This is a genomic window from Streptomyces sp. NPDC015125 (genome assembly GCF_043080045.1).
In the GTDB taxonomy this organism is placed as follows: domain Bacteria; phylum Actinomycetota; class Actinomycetes; order Streptomycetales; family Streptomycetaceae; genus Streptomyces.
In genome coordinates this window covers 69426-84541 of the sequence record NZ_JBIBVF010000028.1, presented here as the reverse complement: position 1 = coordinate 84541, position 15116 = coordinate 69426, and the positions used below count along the sequence as shown (strand labels likewise).

At 70.3% G+C, this 15116-nt stretch carries 11 protein-coding genes; 3 read left to right on the top strand and 8 right to left on the bottom strand.

The annotated features are described in order from the left end of the window. Positions 1-88 precede the first annotated feature (88 nt). Both ACF088_RS37005 and ACF088_RS37000 read right to left on the bottom strand, forming a co-directional pair. Positions 89-487, bottom strand: coding sequence for a VOC family protein (locus ACF088_RS37005; protein ID WP_392380325.1), 399 nt, complete (start codon positions 485-487; stop codon positions 89-91). Positions 488-1081: 594 nt separating this feature from the next. Next, positions 1082-1906 (bottom strand): TIGR03619 family F420-dependent LLM class oxidoreductase, encoded by an 825-nt coding sequence (locus tag ACF088_RS37000; RefSeq protein WP_392380324.1) that lies wholly within the window; start codon positions 1904-1906, stop codon positions 1082-1084. Positions 1907-2120: 214 nt separating this feature from the next. On the opposite strand from ACF088_RS37000, the gene ACF088_RS36995 reads away from it, so the two are divergent. The 3 genes from ACF088_RS36995 (at position 2121) to ACF088_RS36985 (ending at position 6057) form a co-directional block, all read left to right on the top strand. Then, entirely contained in the window at positions 2121-3641 is a 1521-nt protein-coding gene (locus tag ACF088_RS36995; RefSeq protein WP_392380323.1) for a CehA/McbA family metallohydrolase, read from the top strand. A gap of 368 nt (positions 3642-4009) precedes the next feature. Then, positions 4010-4915, top strand: a complete 906-nt coding sequence (locus ACF088_RS36990) for a zinc-binding dehydrogenase (RefSeq protein ID WP_392380322.1) — start codon at positions 4010-4012, stop codon at positions 4913-4915. 179 nt (positions 4916-5094) lie between these two features. Further along, positions 5095-6057 (top strand): zinc-binding alcohol dehydrogenase family protein, encoded by a 963-nt coding sequence (locus ACF088_RS36985; protein WP_392380321.1) that lies wholly within the window; start codon positions 5095-5097, stop codon positions 6055-6057. 104 nt (positions 6058-6161) lie between these two features. Here ACF088_RS36985 and ACF088_RS36980 read toward each other — a convergent pair whose 3' ends face one another. The 6 genes from ACF088_RS36980 to ACF088_RS36955 form a co-directional block, all read right to left on the bottom strand. Then, entirely contained in the window at positions 6162-7652 is a 1491-nt protein-coding gene (locus tag ACF088_RS36980; protein ID WP_392380386.1) for an aldehyde dehydrogenase family protein, read from the bottom strand. Between the two features lie 208 nt (positions 7653-7860). After that, positions 7861-9684, bottom strand: coding sequence for an amidohydrolase family protein (locus ACF088_RS36975; RefSeq protein ID WP_392380320.1), 1824 nt, complete (start codon positions 9682-9684; stop codon positions 7861-7863). A gap of 41 nt (positions 9685-9725) precedes the next feature. After that, positions 9726-10850 carry an LLM class flavin-dependent oxidoreductase gene (locus tag ACF088_RS36970; protein WP_392380318.1) on the bottom strand — a complete coding sequence of 375 codons (1125 nt, stop codon included), beginning with the start codon at positions 10848-10850 and terminating at the stop codon, positions 9726-9728. A 122-nt stretch (positions 10851-10972) separates the two neighbouring features. Further along, complete coding sequence (locus ACF088_RS36965; RefSeq protein ID WP_392380317.1) at positions 10973-11758, bottom strand: SDR family NAD(P)-dependent oxidoreductase; 786 nt, start codon at positions 11756-11758, stop codon at positions 10973-10975. A 282-nt stretch (positions 11759-12040) separates the two neighbouring features. Then, the gene (locus ACF088_RS36960; RefSeq protein WP_392380316.1) at positions 12041-13027 is read right to left on the bottom strand and encodes a TIGR03619 family F420-dependent LLM class oxidoreductase; all 987 of its coding nucleotides are present in this window, start codon (positions 13025-13027) and stop codon (positions 12041-12043) included. A gap of 520 nt (positions 13028-13547) precedes the next feature. After that, positions 13548-14780, bottom strand: coding sequence for an amidohydrolase family protein (locus ACF088_RS36955; RefSeq protein ID WP_392380315.1), 1233 nt, complete (start codon positions 14778-14780; stop codon positions 13548-13550). Positions 14781-15116: the final 336 nt, after the last annotated feature.

Here is a 15116-nt window from a genome sequence, read left to right as displayed (position 1 = left end):
GTTGCTGTGCCACTGATCACTACGGCCGGGTGTTCCGTCCATGCCCTCAGTGGGCACTTCCGCTTCCCGGCGGTGGTGTGCCGCACCCCTACATGCCGGCCAGCAGCTCGTCGGAGTACGTCCGGGTCAAGAACTCCATGTTGTGGCCGTCGGGGTCGTCGAGGTAGAGACCGCGGCCGCCGTCCCGGGTGTTGATCTCCTGTGGCCTGGTGTGCATGGGGTCGGCCCAGTAGGAAAGCTCCCGCTCCTGTATGCGGTCGAAGATCGCGTCGAACTCGCCCTCGGACACCAGGAACGCGTAGTGCGTGGGGGCGAACTCGCCGTCGGCGACCTGCTCGGCATAGTCGAGGGTCACTCCGTTGTCGAGCTTGAGGGCCGCGAAGGGACCGAACGCCTTGGGTTCGGGCGCGCCGAGCAGGCCGGCCAGGAACCGGGCGGAGGCGAAACGGTCCTTGCTGTGCACGATCGTGTGGTCGAGGCGAGGCATGGAATCTCCTTGATCTCTCTGGCCGAGCGATCAGCGTGTCCCTGATCTGCTGCATCCGCGCGGACCATCGACCTCGATGGCCGGTTGACCGTCATGGGCCCGTTGGCCTTCATGGGCCGCTGCCCTTCATGGACCGCTGATCTCCTCGGACCGCTGATCTCCTCGGACCGCTGATCTCCTCGGACCGCTGATCTTCTTGGACCGCTGATCTTCTTGGACCGTTGATCTTCTTGGCCGTTCACCGTTCTCCTCGGGCCGCCGGTCTGCGGAGAGATCCGCGGCCCTGCACCTTCGACGCTACGACTCCCGAGGCCGGCGCGGATCGGTCTCCGGTCCCGACCCGGGCGGAAGGGCCCTACACCGCTGGTACTAGGCCGGGCCGGGGCCGTGGCCTGGGCGCGTACCAGGTCTGGCCGGGGCGCGTACCAGGTCTGGCCGGGGCCCGGGGGCATGCCCATGAGGGCACTCCCCCGGGCCCGCGAGTCTCTCCCGCTCCGCCGTCCGTCACCCATCCCGTACGGCCGGCTCCCCTGGGTCACGCCAATGCCTCACACGTCTGCCTCACACCTCTGCCTCGCAGGTCTGCCGCACGCCTCACAAGTACTGCGCGAAGTCGTCCAGTGTCCGCAGTACCTCGGCCTCCCCGGCCGGCGGCAGTTGCAGCACCACCTCCTGCACGCCCAGCTCGCGGTAGTGCGCCAGCTTCCCGGCCGAGGGCTGGACCGCATAGGGCACCACCACCGGCTCGCCCGTACGCCCGGCGTCCGACCATGCCTGCCGCAGCACCGGAACGGTCTCCGTCAGCCCGCGGCCGCCGATCGGCAGCCACCCGTCGGCGTACTCGGCGATCTGCCCGAAGAGCTTGGGGCCGGCCGCGCCGCCAAGGAGGGTGCGCGGCGCGCCGCGTACCGGCTTGGGGTGGGCGAGGGAGGCCCGTACGGACCCGAATGCGCCCTGATACGCGGTCGGTTCCTCGGCCCACAGTGCGCGCATCAAGGCCACCCGGTCGCGGGTCAGCTCCCGCCGGGTCGACCACTCGACGCCGTGGTCGGCGGCCTCCTCGACGTTCCAGCCGTAGCCGATGCCGAGGGTGAAGCGGCCTCCGGAGAGGAAGTCGAGGGTCGCGATCTGCTTGGCGAGGTCGACCGGGTCGTGCTGGGCGACAAGGGTGATGCCGGTGCCGAGGGCGAGCCGCTCGGTGACCGCGGCGGCCTGGCCGAGCGCGATGAACGGGTCGAGGGTACGGCCGTATTCGCGGGGCAGCGGCTCGCCCATGGGGGCGGGGGTGTCCCGGCTGGCGGGGATGTGGGTGTGCTCGGGGAGATAGAGGCCGGCGAAACCGCGCTGCTCCAGTTCGCGGCCCAGCCGGTCCGGCCGGATCGTCTCGTCGGTGAGGAAGATCGTGGTCGCGATCCGCATGCGGGGGACACCTCCGTGTCAGGCGGGTGAGTGACCGCATGTTGCCTCACCGCCCGACGGTTATCCACAGGCCTTTCCCTCTCCGTCACACCCGCGTACAACAGTTTTCAGGCGGTGCAACGAGCCGGCCGCACAGCTGAGCGAGACGACCACGGGCGGAACAGACGGCACGACAGGTGCATGAGACGAGTACGACACGGCACGGGGGGCGGAGATGGAACGACGCGACATTCTGAGACTTTCGGCGGTTGCGGGCGCGACGGGCGCGCTCACGCTCGGACGGGTGAGCTTCGCCGACGCCACGCCCGCTGCCGGGCAGCCCGGAGGCGGACCGGGCGAGCAGACCCGGCAGGTGACCGGCCATCTGCCCACGGGCGCCCCGGACTTCGTGTATCTGCCGGTCGAGGTACCGCACGGCGTCCACGAGATCGCCGTTGCCTACAGCTACGACAAACCCACCGTCCCCGAGGGCACCCCCGGCAACGCCTGCGACATCGGGATCTTCGACGAGCGGGGCACCGGCCTCGGCGGCGCCGGCTTCCGTGGCTGGTCGGGCGGGGCGCGTACGGAGTTCTTCCTGCGCGCCGACGAGGCCACCCCCGGCTATCTGCCGGGCCCCGTCAACGCAGGCACCTGGCATATCGCCCTGGGGCCGTACACGGTCGCGCCGCAGGGCCTCTCCTACGACGTCACGATCACCTTGCGGTACGGACCCCGGGGACACACCCGCACGCCCGTCCATCCGCCCGAGCGTGCCCGGGGCCGGGGCCGCGCCTGGTACCGCGGCGACAGCCATCTGCACTCCGTCCACTCCGACGGCAGACGCACCCCCGCCGAAATCGCCGCGCTGGCCCGCGCCGCAGGGCTGGACTTCATCAACACCTCCGAGCACAACACCACCTCCGCGCACCGCGCCTGGGACGGCCTGTGGGGCGATGACCTGCTGATCCTGACCGGCGAGGAGGTCACCACCCGCAATGGGCACGTGGTGGCGATGGGCACCGACCCCGAGGTCTTCATCGACTGGCGCTACCGGGCCCGCGACAACGCCTTCGGGAAGTACGCGCGCGCCATCCGGCGGGCCGGGGGCCTGGTCATCCCGGCGCATCCGCACGCCACCTGCATCGGCTGCAACTGGAAGTTCGGGCTGAACGAAGCCGATGCGGTGGAGGTCTGGAACGGTCCGTACACCCCCGACGACGAGATCACCCTCGCCGAATGGGACAACACCCTGGTCGCACACGCCCATGGCCGCGCGGACTGGCTGCCGGCCGTCGGCCACAGCGACGCCCACCGCGACCCGGATGTGGTGGGCCTGCCGCAGACCGTGGTGCTCGCCGACGATCTCTCGCGCCGTGCTCTGCAGGACGGCATCCGGGCGGGCCGGGTCTGGATCGCCGAGTCGTCGAAGGTCGATCTGGCCTTCTCCGTCACCGGTGAGCGCGGCGAACACGCCGGGATCGCCGAGCGCTTGGAGGTCCCCCGTACGGCGAAGGTCACGGCTCAGTTGAAGGTCTCCGGCGCCCCTGGCTGCACGGCTTCCTTCGTCATCGACCAGGGGCGGCTGTACTCCACTCCGCTCCCCGTCTCAGGCAACGGCACCGTCAGCTGGCAGACCACCGCGGATTACGCCGCCTACATACGCGCGGAAGTCCGCCACCCTTCGACGACCGCGGGCCTGCCGGGCCCCATGGCGGCCATGACCAACCCGGTCTTCCTGGGCCGCCGGGGCTGAGGAAGGCCAGGGTACGGCGAGGGGCCGGGACCGGGAACGGCGACCGGGCGGGTACGCGACAACGGGGCGGGCGCTCGGTAACGGGACGCGCGCTCGGCAACAGGACGGTGCGATGCGGCGAGCTGCGGGATCCACGACCGCGCCGCACCACCCACCGCCCGGCAGTCGGCCATCGCCCGGCAGTCGGCCATCGCCCGGCGGGCACCCACCCCGCAACTCAGGCACGGAGCCACGGAGGCGCCGAGGCACCGAGGCACCGAGGCACCGAGGCATTCAGGCACTTGTAGCGCTGGCGCGGAATAACCGGAGTAACCCACCGGTTACGTAGGGCATCAGCGTCAGCACCAAACCCCTTAGGGAGAATTCCGATGCGCGCCCTCGTTGTCGATCACTCCGCACCCGGCCGCCTTGCCCTGGGTAACGTCACCGACCCCGTTCCCGGGCCCGATGAGGTACTGGTCAAGATCAGTGCGATTTCGCTGAACTACGGTGAGCTGCCCAAGTCCGACGACGACGCCGAGGGCACCGTCCCAGGCTGGGACGCCGCCGGTGTCGTCGAGCAGGCCGCCGCCAGTGGCCGCGGCCCCAAGCCCGGCGACCGCGTCATCACCTGGGGCTGGAACGCCGGCTGGGCCGAGCTGCGCGCCGTCCCGGTCGATGAACTCGCCGTGCTGCCCGACTCGGTGGACTTCACCACGGCGGCCGCCCTGCCCGTGGCCGGCCTGACGGCGCTGCGCGCACTCCGTACGGCCGGGGTGCTGCCCGGACAGCGTGTCGCCATCACCGGCGCTTCCGGCGGCGTGGGGCGCTTCGCCGTCCAACTCGCCCACCAGGCGGGCGCCGAGGTGTTTGCGTTCGTCGGCAGCCCGGCACGCGGGGCGGGCCTGGCCGCACTCGGCGCGGATCATGTCCTGACCGGTGCGGCCGATCTCAGCGGCCCGGTGGATGTGGTGCTGGACAACGTCGGGGGCGCACTGCTCGGTGAGCTGCTCGGCCGGATTTCCCCGGACGGCACGGTCATCTCCATCGGCGCCACCTCGGCCGAACCGACCCCGATCCAGCCGTACCAACTGGTCATCGGCCGACTGAAGCTGATCGGCATGCAGGCGGGCGGCAACACCGGTCCCGATCTGGCCCATCTCGTGCGCCTCGTCGCCGAGGGCCGCCTTCAGTCGAGCGTGGACCGGGTGGCGGACTGGGCACAGGCCGGCGAGACCGCCACCGCCCTCATCAACCGCGAGATCCGTGGAAAGGCGGTCCTGACGATCGGCTGAACATGCGGGCTGGATAAGCCGGCGCCGCGAAAAAACCCCCGAGATCGTCGGGTGCCGACGTAGCTTGGCGGAGGGATCCTGATCGGTCGCGGCGAAGCATGACCGGTCGCGGGAATCAGGCTCTGCTGCGGGAACCAGGCTCAGCCGCGGAACCTTGATCAAGTCTGGGAGGGACGTTCATGCGTGCCATGCAGTTCGAGCGATTCGGTGGCCCGGAAGTACTGACCGAGGCCGAGGTGCCGGACCCGGTGGCAGGCCCGGGCGGGACCCTGGTCGAAGTGGAGGCCTCGGGCGTCAACTTCGGCGACATCAAGCACATCGCGGGCGAGCACACCGATGGTCCGAACGCGCCGAAGGGACCGCTGCCGCGCATCCCCGGCATGGAGGTCGTCGGCCGGACCGCGGACGGCCGGCGGGTCCTCGGCTATGTCCCGCAGGGCGGCTATGCGGCAAAGACGGTCGTCCCCGACCGCGACCTTGTCGCCTTACCTGAGGGGGTGAGCGCGGGCGAGGCGCTGGCCCTGCTCCTACAGGGTCTGACGGCGTGGCATGTGCTGCGGTCGGTCGCCCGCGTGCGGCCCGGCGAGAGCGTCGTGGTCCATGCCGCCGCGGGCGGGACGGGCAGTCTCGCCGTCCAACTGGCCCGGGAGTTCGGGGCGGGACGCGTCATCGCCACGGCGTCCTCCGAGGAGAAGCGCGCCTTTGCCCTCGAACTCGGCGCGGACGCGGCGATCGACGGCGACGCGGAGGGCTACAAGGAGCGGGTCCTCGATGCCAACCAGGGACGCCCGGTCGACATCATCCTGGACGCCATCGGTGGCCCGGTCCTCGACTCCGCATTGGACGCACTCGGATACCTCGGGCGACTGGTCACCTACGGCGCCTCGTCCCGACAGGCCGCCGCCGCCCTCGCGCCGAGCCGCCTCGCGGTGGAGAACATCGGCGTCGCCGGCTTCTGGCTCATCCCGCTCCTGGCCCGGAACGGGCCCGGTGGGCCGGCGCTCGAAGAGCTGCTCGACCTCACGGCACGAGGACGCCTGCGGCCGCTGGTCGGAGCGGAGTACGACCTCGCGCGGGCGCGCGACGCACACCGGGACCTGCTCGGCCGCCGCACGAGGGGAAAGCTGGTCCTCCGCCCGTGAAACCGCCCCTGAAACCGCCCCTGGAACCGACCGCCGGTCTCCCTCCCCGACAACGCGGGCCGCCCCCACACCCCGCGCGCCCCCGCACCCCGCACCCCGCACCCTCACCCAGGCCAGACAATCGCCTGCCACTCGCTGTAGGCATGCAGCGCGTACGAGCCCACGTCCCGCCCGACCCCGCTCCGCTTGAAGCCTCCGAAGGGCGCTTCCATGTTCCGGCCGACCGTGTTCACACCGACCCCGCCGGCCCGCAGCTGCCCGGCCACTCGGAAGGCGCGGGCGGTATCGCCGGACCACACGTAGTCGATGAGCCCGTAGTCGCTGTCGTTGGCGAGGGCCACCCCCTCGTCCTCCTCGTCGAAGGGCACGACCACGACGACCGGGCCGAAGATCTCCTCCCGGACGACCCGCATATCGGGGGTGCAGTCGGCCAGCAGCGTCGGTGCGACGTAGAAGCCGCACTCCGGAACGGACGGCCGTGCACCGCCCGCCACGACCCGTGCGCCTTCCTTCCTGCCCAGCTCCACATACGACTCGACCCGGTCGCGGTGCACGGCCGAGATCACCGGCCCGACCACCGTCCCCTGCGCTCGCGGATCGCCGACCTTGAGGTGCCCGATGTAGCGCGTCAGCCGCTCGACCAGCGCCTCGTACACCCCTCTCTGCACGATCACCCGTGTCGGCGCCGTACAGATCTGCCCGCTGTAGAAGGAGTAGGTGGTGCCGATACCGGCCACCGCCGAGTCCAGGTCCGCGTCGTCGAAGACCACTGCGGCGCCCTTGCCGCCCAGCTCCATGAGCTGGCGTTTCATCCCTCGTCCGCATACCTCGGCGATGCGCTGCCCGACGGCCGTAGAGCCGGTGAAGCTCACCATGTCCACGTCCGGCGAGTCCACGGCCGCCTCACCGGCCTCCGCGGAAGCGCCGCTCACCACATTCACCACTCCCGGCGGCGCTCCCGCCTCCGCCAGCGCCGCCGCCATCCGGTACACCGACAGCGGGTCCTGCGGGGCGGGCTTCACGACAACGGTGTTGCCCATCGCCAGCGCCGGGGCGATCTTGCCCGCCGGGTTCGCCCACGGGTTGTTGTACGAGGTGATGCAGGTGACGACGCCGACGGGCCGGCGTACGGCGAGAGCGCCCAGCACCCCCGCCTTCCCCGCCCCCGTTGCCTTGCGGGCAGCGGAGGTACCCCCATGCCCCGCCTCGTTGATCTGCGGAGGCAGCCCCTGCTCGACCGGCTCCAACGCGCCCTTCGCATACCGCCGGAAGCGCGCCACCCCCACCGCGACCTGCATCCCGCGCGCGGTCCCGGTCGTGGCCCCGCTCTCCGCCTGCGCCAGCTCGGCGTGCGCCGCGAAGTCGCGCTGCATCACCTCCGCGGCCCGGTCGAGGATCAGGGCACGCTCCTGCGGCGAAGTACGGGACCATGACCCGAAAGCCTCGCGCGCCGCCGACGCCGCCTCGTACACCTGCGCCCGGCTCGCCTCGGGCGCGAGCCCGACGACCGCCTCCGTCGCCGGGTCGATGACCTCGTAGTGACCACCGTCGGGCTCGACCCACTCACCACCGATGAACAGCCGCTCCGAGGCCATCACGCGGCATTCACCGTCCCCATATCCCAGGCCAGTACCGTCACTTGACACTCACCGTCCCCATACCCCAGGCCAGCACCGTCACCTGACGCTCACCGTCCCCATATCCCAGACCCGCACCCCCACTTGACGCTCACCGTCCCCATCCCCCAGCCCGATCAACAGCCTCACTTGACGCTCACCATCCCCGTGCGCCGCCCCACCCCCGTCACTTCGTACTCACCGTCCTCGTGTCCCGGCCCGAGCGCAGTACGGTCCCCGGCACCGCGCCGGTCACCACGTCGTCGCGGATGGTCTCGACGCCGTTGACCCACACCGCATTGATGCCGATCGCCCGGGAGTCCAGCCGCGGGCTGTCGCCGGGCAGATCGTGTACGAGCGTGGCCTTGCCCGCATCGATTCGCGCCGGGTCGAAGAGCACCAGGTCCGCGTGCCAGCCCTCCTCGATGCGCCCGCGCTCCCGCAGCCCGAAGAGCTGTGCGGGGTCATCGGTGAGCATCTTCACCGCCTGCTCCAGGCCCACCAGCTTCCTGCCGCGCAGGCAATCGCCCAGGAAGCGCGTCGTGTAGGGCGCACCGCACATCCGGTCCAGATGGGCGCCCGCGTCCGAGCCGCCCAACAGCACGTCCTCGTGCTGCCAGGTCTCGGCGCGCAGTGCCCAGGAGGCCGGGTCGTTGTCGGTGGGCATCGGCCAAAGGACCGTCCGCAGGTGGTCGTTGGCGCAGATCTCGACCAGGCACTCGAAGGGCTCCAGGCCGCGCTCGGCCGCGATGTCCTGCACGACGCGCCCGGTCAGGCCCTCGTTCGCCGGGGAGTAGGTGTCCCCGATGACATACCGGCCGAAGTGGGTGAGCCGCCGGAAGACGCCCGCCTCCTTGCTGACCGCGCGCCGCAGCATCTCGTCCCGGACGCCGGGGTCGCGGAGCTTTTCGATGCGCTCGGGTACCGGCAGCCCCAGGATCTCGCCCCAGCCGGGGATGAGGTTCAGGGCGCAGAAGGTGCCCAGGGACATGTTCATGGGGGTGAGGATCGGCATCGTCAGGGCCACGATCCGGCCGCCTGCCTCCCGGGCCCGCTCGCTCGCGATCAGCTGGCGCGGCACCCGCTCGGGCACCGCCGCGTCGATCGTCAGCACGTTCCAGTTCAGCGGCCGGCCGGCCGCCGCGCTCATCGCCACCAGCAGCTCGATCTCCCCGTCGCCGAACTGATCGAGGCAGCCCGCCACGATCGCCTCGATCTGGGTGCCCTCGTGCGCGGCGACGGCCCGCGACAGCGCGAGCAGCTCCTCCGGTCCGGCGTGCCGGGAGGCGACCGGCTGCCCGTCGCCGTCGGAGTGGGTGGCGGACTGCGTGGTGGAGAAGCCCCAGGCCCCGGCCTCCATCGCCTCGTGGAAGAGCGCCAGCATCTGTTCCATCTGCCCGGGTGTCGGCTGCCCGCCGACGGCATCCGCGCCCATGACGTACCGCCGCAGCGCGCAATGTCCCACCATGAAGCCCGCGTTGACGGCGATCCGCCCCTCCAGCGCGTCCAGGTACTCGCCGAACGAGCTCCACGTCCAGGGTGCGCCCTCTTCGAGCGCCACCAGGGACATGCCCTCGACCTTGGACATCATCCGGCGGGTGTAGTCGGCGTCGTCGGGCCGCCCGGGGTGCAGCGGCGCCAGGGTGAAACCGCAGTTGCCGCCCGCCACGGTCGTCACCCCGTGGTTGAGCGAGGGGGTGGCGTACGGGTCCCAGAACAGCTGCGCGTCGTAGTGGGTGTGCGGATCGACGAACCCGGGGGCGAGGACGAGACCGGTCGCGTCCTCGCTCGTCCTCGCCTCCTCGGTGCCGATGCCGGTGCCGGTTCCGGTTCCGGTGCCGTTTCCGCTGCCGCTTCCGGCCACAGCTCCGGCTCCGGCTCCGGCTCCGGCTCCGGCTCCGGACGGGACGACGACGGCGATACGGCCGTCACGGATGCCGACATCGGCGGTGTACGAGGGCGTTCCCGTGCCGTCCACAACGGTCGCGCCCTTGATCAGGTGGTCGAGCATGGGCGGTGCGTCCCCTTCCCCTGGGCGGAAACTCCGCGGGCTCAGCTGCCTGCGGCCTGACGGAACCGGGTCGTCCGGTGCACCGGATCCGTGTCGATCTTCGGGATCACGTGTGCGCCGATGAGCTTGAGCGTCTTCATCGTGTCCTCGTACGAGATCCCGATCGGCAGCCCGAAGCTCAGCTGGTCGGCCCCGGCCTGCTCCCAGCGCTTGCACTGCCCGAGCACCTCGTCCGGGTCGCCGCAGATCATCAGCTCCTCGGCGATCAGCAGCTCGATGAGCTCGGCGGTGTAGTCGGGCAGCAGCTCGGGCCACTCGGGGATGCCGTCGGGCCGCGGGAAGGTGTCGTGGTAGCGGAAGACCAGCGACTGGAGGTAGTTGAGCCCTCCGCCCACGGCGATCTCGACCGCCTTGTCGTGCGTCTCGGCGCAGATCGCGGTCGAGGTCACCATCACGTTGTCGTTGACGAAGCCGCCGACCGGCTCGGCCTCCCGGATCGCCGTCTTGTACTGCTCCAGCACCCACTCCATATCGGAGACCTTCTGCACGCTGAAGCCGAGGACTCCCAGCCCCTTCTTCGCCGCCATGGCATACGAGGACGGGGAGCCGGCCGCGTACCACATCGCCGGGTGCGAGGCCCCGTACGGTTTCGGGAAGATCTTCCGCGGCGGCAGCTGCCAGTGTTTGCCCTGGAACCCGACGTACTCCTCCTGGAGCCACATCTTCGGGAACTCGGCGATGGTCTCTTCCCAGATCTCCTTGGTGTGGTTCATATCGGTGATGCCCGGGAGGAACCCCAGGATCTCGTGGCTGCCGGCGCCCCGCCCGCTGCCGAACTCGAAGCGGCCCTCGCTGAGATGGTCGAGCATGGCGACCTTCTCGGCGACCTTCACCGGGTGGTTGACCTGGGCGAGGGGGTTGAAGATCCCGGACCCCAGATGGATCCGCTCGGTCGCATGGGCCAGATAGCCGAGGAAGACGTCATTGGCGGAGAGGTGGGAGTACTCCTCCAGGAAGTGGTGCTCGGACGCCCAGGCGTACTTGAAGCCGGACTTGTCCGCCTGGATGACGTACTCGGTCTCCTCCATCAGCGCCTTGTGCTCCGCGAGCGGGTCGGTCTCAGCCCGCTTGCCCACGTATCCCTGTACAAAGAGCCCGAATTCCAAGGAGGTTCACCGTCCTCTGAGCCATCTCGGCATTTCTGACGTACCGTCAGATTCGATGAGCCCGACTGTTCCACCGCACCCGGGGAGCGTCAAGGGCCGTCGCCGGGTTGACTGACGTTGCGTCAGGAAATGCTGACCCCCGCCAGCCAGCCGCCGTCGACGACGAACGGCTGCCCGGTGATGTACGACGAGTCGTCGCACGACAGGAAGAGCGCCAGCTTGGCGACCTCCTCCGGCCGACCGATCCGGCCCAGCGGCACCAGCTTCCGGTAGAGCGCGTCCACGGCCCGCTTCGACTCGGCGGGGTCGGCGTCCGCGTCGAGCGCGGCCGGGTTGGTCATCGGGGTGTCCACCGCGCCCGGGCACACCGCGTTGACCCGGATCTTCTTGCCCGCCAGCTCCACCGCGGCGACCCGGGTGAGCCCGAGGACCGCATGCTTGGTCGCGGCATACGCGCCGACGAAGGCCATACCCGTCAGCGCCGTGTACGAGGCGGTATTGACGATCGTGCCGCCGCCCGCCGCCTCGATCTCCGGCGCCACCGTGCGGATCCCCAGGAAGCACCCGACCTGGTTGACCTGGACGACCTGCTGGAACTCCTCCAGCGGGGTCGACACCAGCTCGTTGAAACGAAGAATCCCCGCGTTGTTGACCAGCCCGTCGATCTTCCCGAAGACCTCCTTGGCGGCGACCGCCGCGGCCTGCCAGTCCGCCTCCTGCGTCACATCCAGATGAACGAAGCGGGCCCGGTCCTCCCCCAGCTCCTTGGCGAGCGCCTCCCCCTGCGCATCGAGCACATCCCCGAGCACCACCTTCGCACCCTCCGCGGCGAACAGCCGCGCCTCCTGCTCACCCTGCCCGCGCGCCGCACCCGTCACGATGACAACCCGCCCGTCGAGCTTGCCCATGCCTGCACTCCTCTGCTGGTGAGTACGTCGTCGCCCGTTCCGGTCCGTCGGCCGTGAGCGGTGAGCGGAGAGCGGTGAGCGGAGAGCGGTGAGCGGACAGCGGTGAGCGGACAGCGGTGAGCGGACAGCTGTGAGCGGCCAGTTGGCCGGCGGCCAGTGGTCGGCGACATACCGTCCGCCGCCAGCCGTCCGCCGCCAGGCGCAAGCCGCATAGCCGCGTAGCCGCTCAACCGCTCAACCGCCCAGCCGCCCAGCCGCCCAGCCGCCCAGCCGCCCAGCCGCTCAATCGTTCAGCAACGGCGCGACATCCGTCCCGAACGCCGCCATCTGCTCCACCAGTTCGTCACCGCTACGGCTGCGAAACCGCACCTGGATCTGATCCACTCCCATCGCCCGGTACTCCCGCAGCGACTCCGCGATCCGCTCCGGCGCCCCGGACAGGACCCGCCGGCCGACCTCCCACCCCGGCTCGCCGACGTACAGCGGCTCGGCGATGGCGCCGATCACGACGGGAGTATCGACACCGGCCGCCTTCCGCAGCCTCCGCAGCTTCCCGATCTGCGCCGGCAGCTCCGCCCGCCGGTCACCCTGCGGCAGCCAGCCGTCGCCGCGCACCGCGGCCCGGCGTACGGCGGCGGGCGAGGAGCCGCCCACCCAGAGCGGCGGCCGAGGTGTCTGCACGGGCCGCGGCGCCTGCCCCAGCCCCTCGAACGCGAACCGCTCCCCCGCGAACTTCGGGAACTCCTCCGGCCCCAGTGCCACCTTCAGTGCATCGATCGTCTCGTCCAGCACCGCCCCACGCCGCTCGAAGTCCCCTCCGAGCACCTCGAACTCCTCCGTTACGTGCCCGGCCCCCACCCCGAGAATCAGCCGCCCGCCGGAGAGCCGGTCGAGCGTCGCGTACTGCTTGGCCGTGACCAGCGGATGCTTCAGCCCGACCACCGCCACATGGCTGAGCAGCCGGACCCGTTCGGTGACGGCGGCCAGATGCGAGAGAGTGGCGACCGGGTCGTACCAAACGGTGCTCATCGCCTCGGCCAGCCGCCGCGGGATCGCGAGGTGCTCGCAGCAGGCGATGTACGCGAACCCGTACCGGTCGGCGGCCCGCGCGATCGCGACCAGCTCGGCGGGCCCCGCCGCGGCCTCCCAGCTCTCCGCAAAAAGAGTGCTCTGCGACTGCACCGGCAACTGCATGCCGTACACCAGCCGCCCCTCTTCCGGCCGCCACACTCCACCGCGCACACCGTCCACCGCATGCCCTCCAGCCATATCTGACACATCGTCATATAGCTTGCGCCGGACATCGTCGTGCTTCTGGCGGCATCAGGCAAGGGGTGCTCAGGCAAGGGGTGCATCAGGCAAGGGTGGGGCCGGAGGATCAGCCCGAGCCGCAGCCGCAGCCGCATCCGCAGTCCGACGCAGCCGGGCGCGATCCCCCGCTTTCCGCCACTCGGCACACATCCATCCCGTAATGCCGAAGCCACCGAGAGGAAAGACATCGGAGTTGCGCAGCGGTCACGTCGTGCCCATCAAGCGTGTGGGCCGCTTGGCCGAGCAAGCCGCCCGCCATGTCGCGCTGTACGGCCTTCATGCATCCGCGACACGGGAGACGTGAACCTTGCCGTCGCTCACGAGGATGCAGGTCCTACCGTCCGGCCTCCCAAGGCAGCAATCGCGCCGCATGCGACTCGCTCATCGCGCCGCCACCCCGCTCCGCGGACGACCACCCACGGGGGCTCGAAGCCGAACCCGCACCCGTCAGCCCTCGCTCCAGCCCTCGCTCCAGCCCTCAGGCTCCCCCTGCCGACGCCCCCCACAGCCCCTCCCCCGTCAACCCCAGCAGCGAAATCGCGTTCGCCCGAACGATCTGTTCCACGACGTCCGGTGCCAGGTGTCCCATCTGGGACTCCCCGACCTCCCTCGACTTCGGCCAGGTCGAATCCGAGTGCGGGTAGTCCGTCTCGTACAGCACGTTCCCGACACCGATCGCGTCGAGATTCCGCAGCCCGAAGGCGTCGTCGAAGAAGCAGCCGTAGACGTGCTCGGTGAAGAGTTCGGACGGCGGGCGGAGGACCTTGTCGGCGACGCCGCCCCAGCCCCGGTTCTCCTCCCAGACCACGTCCGCGCGCTCCAGGACGTAGGGGATCCAGCCGATCTGGCCCTCGGCGTACATGATCTTCAGGTGCGGGAAGCGGTCGAACTTGCCGCTCATCAGCCAGTCCACCATCGAGAAGCAGCAGTTGGCGAAGGTGATCGTGGAGCCGACGGCAGGCGGGGCGTCGGCCGAGGTCGAGGGCATCTTCGACGAGGAGCCGATATGCATGGCGACGACCGTGCCGGTCTCGTCGCAAGCGCGCAGGAACGGGTCCCAGTAGTCGGTGTGGATGCTGGGCAGCCCCAGATGGGGCGGGATCTCGCTGAAGCAGACCGCCCGTACACCGCGGGCCGCGTTGCGCCGCACCTCCGCGGCGGCCAGCTCCGCGTCCCACAGGGGGACGAGGGTCAGCGGGATCAGCCGGCCCTGCGCCTGCGGGCCGCACCACTCCTCCACCATCCAGTCGTTGTACGCGCGCACACCCAGCAGCCCCAGTTCGCGGTCCTTGGCCTCGGTGAAGGTCTGTCCGCAGAAGCGGGGGAAGGTGGGAAAGCAGAGCGCGGACTGGACGTGGTTGACGTCCATGTCGGCCAGCCGTTCGGGCACGCTGAACGAGCCCGGACGCATCTGCTCGTAGGTGATGCCTTCGAGCTTGATGTCGTCGCGGGAGTAGCCGACGGCGGTGTCGAGGCGGGTCAGCGGCCGGCGCAGATCTTCGTAGACCCACCAGTCGGCTATGGGCCCGTCGTCACCCACGTCGCCCATCTTTGGGGCGAATTTTCCGCCCACGAACGTCATTTCCTTCACGGGCGCCCGGACGATGCGCGGGCCGATGTCGTGGTATTTCGACGGGAGCCGGTCCCGCCAGACGCTGGGGGGCTCCACCGTGTGGTCGTCCACCGAAATGATCTTGGGGAAGGTCTCCATGGCGGATACGGTAGCGCTGATCTGACGATGCGTCAGCAATGCGTACTCGGGCATGGATCGCGGACGAGGGTTGTTGCCGGGAGAGTCAGTAGCAAGAAGGGCGTGCGGGCCGAGCGACGGAAGGGCAGGGCGGGGCGCATTCAAGGTGCACAGGGGCAGCTACCGGCCAGAGGGCGCATGAAAGCGGACCTTCCGCGCCTCCTTGTGCACTGGCGCATACACCTGCTGATCACCCGAGGAGGCTTTGTGCATGCTCCGGACCCCTACTGACGTAAGGGGCTGGGACAAGGCAGACTGGCCGTTGCGCACGGTGAACCGATGCGAACGGTACGAACG

Bases quoted from the DNA above. Each gene is read 5' to 3' on its own strand.
- ACF088_RS37005 (WP_392380325.1), bottom strand. From the start codon at position 487: ATGCCTCGCCTCGACCACACGATCGTGCACAGCAAGGACCGTTTCGCC.
- ACF088_RS36955 (WP_392380315.1), bottom strand. From the start codon at position 14,780: ATGGAGACCTTCCCCAAGATCATTTCGGTGGACGACCACACGGTGGAG.
- ACF088_RS36995 (WP_392380323.1), top strand. From the start codon at position 2,121: ATGGAACGACGCGACATTCTGAGACTTTCGGCGGTTGCGGGCGCGACG.
- ACF088_RS36960 (WP_392380316.1), bottom strand. From the start codon at position 13,027: ATGGCTGGAGGGCATGCGGTGGACGGTGTGCGCGGTGGAGTGTGGCGG.
- ACF088_RS36975 (WP_392380320.1), bottom strand. From the start codon at position 9,684: ATGCTCGACCACCTGATCAAGGGCGCGACCGTTGTGGACGGCACGGGA.
- ACF088_RS36990 (WP_392380322.1), top strand. From the start codon at position 4,010: ATGCGCGCCCTCGTTGTCGATCACTCCGCACCCGGCCGCCTTGCCCTG.
- ACF088_RS36965 (WP_392380317.1), bottom strand. From the start codon at position 11,758: ATGGGCAAGCTCGACGGGCGGGTTGTCATCGTGACGGGTGCGGCGCGC.
- ACF088_RS36980 (WP_392380386.1), bottom strand. From the start codon at position 7,652: ATGGCCTCGGAGCGGCTGTTCATCGGTGGTGAGTGGGTCGAGCCCGAC.
- ACF088_RS36985 (WP_392380321.1), top strand. From the start codon at position 5,095: ATGCGTGCCATGCAGTTCGAGCGATTCGGTGGCCCGGAAGTACTGACC.
- ACF088_RS37000 (WP_392380324.1), bottom strand. From the start codon at position 1,906: ATGCGGATCGCGACCACGATCTTCCTCACCGACGAGACGATCCGGCCG.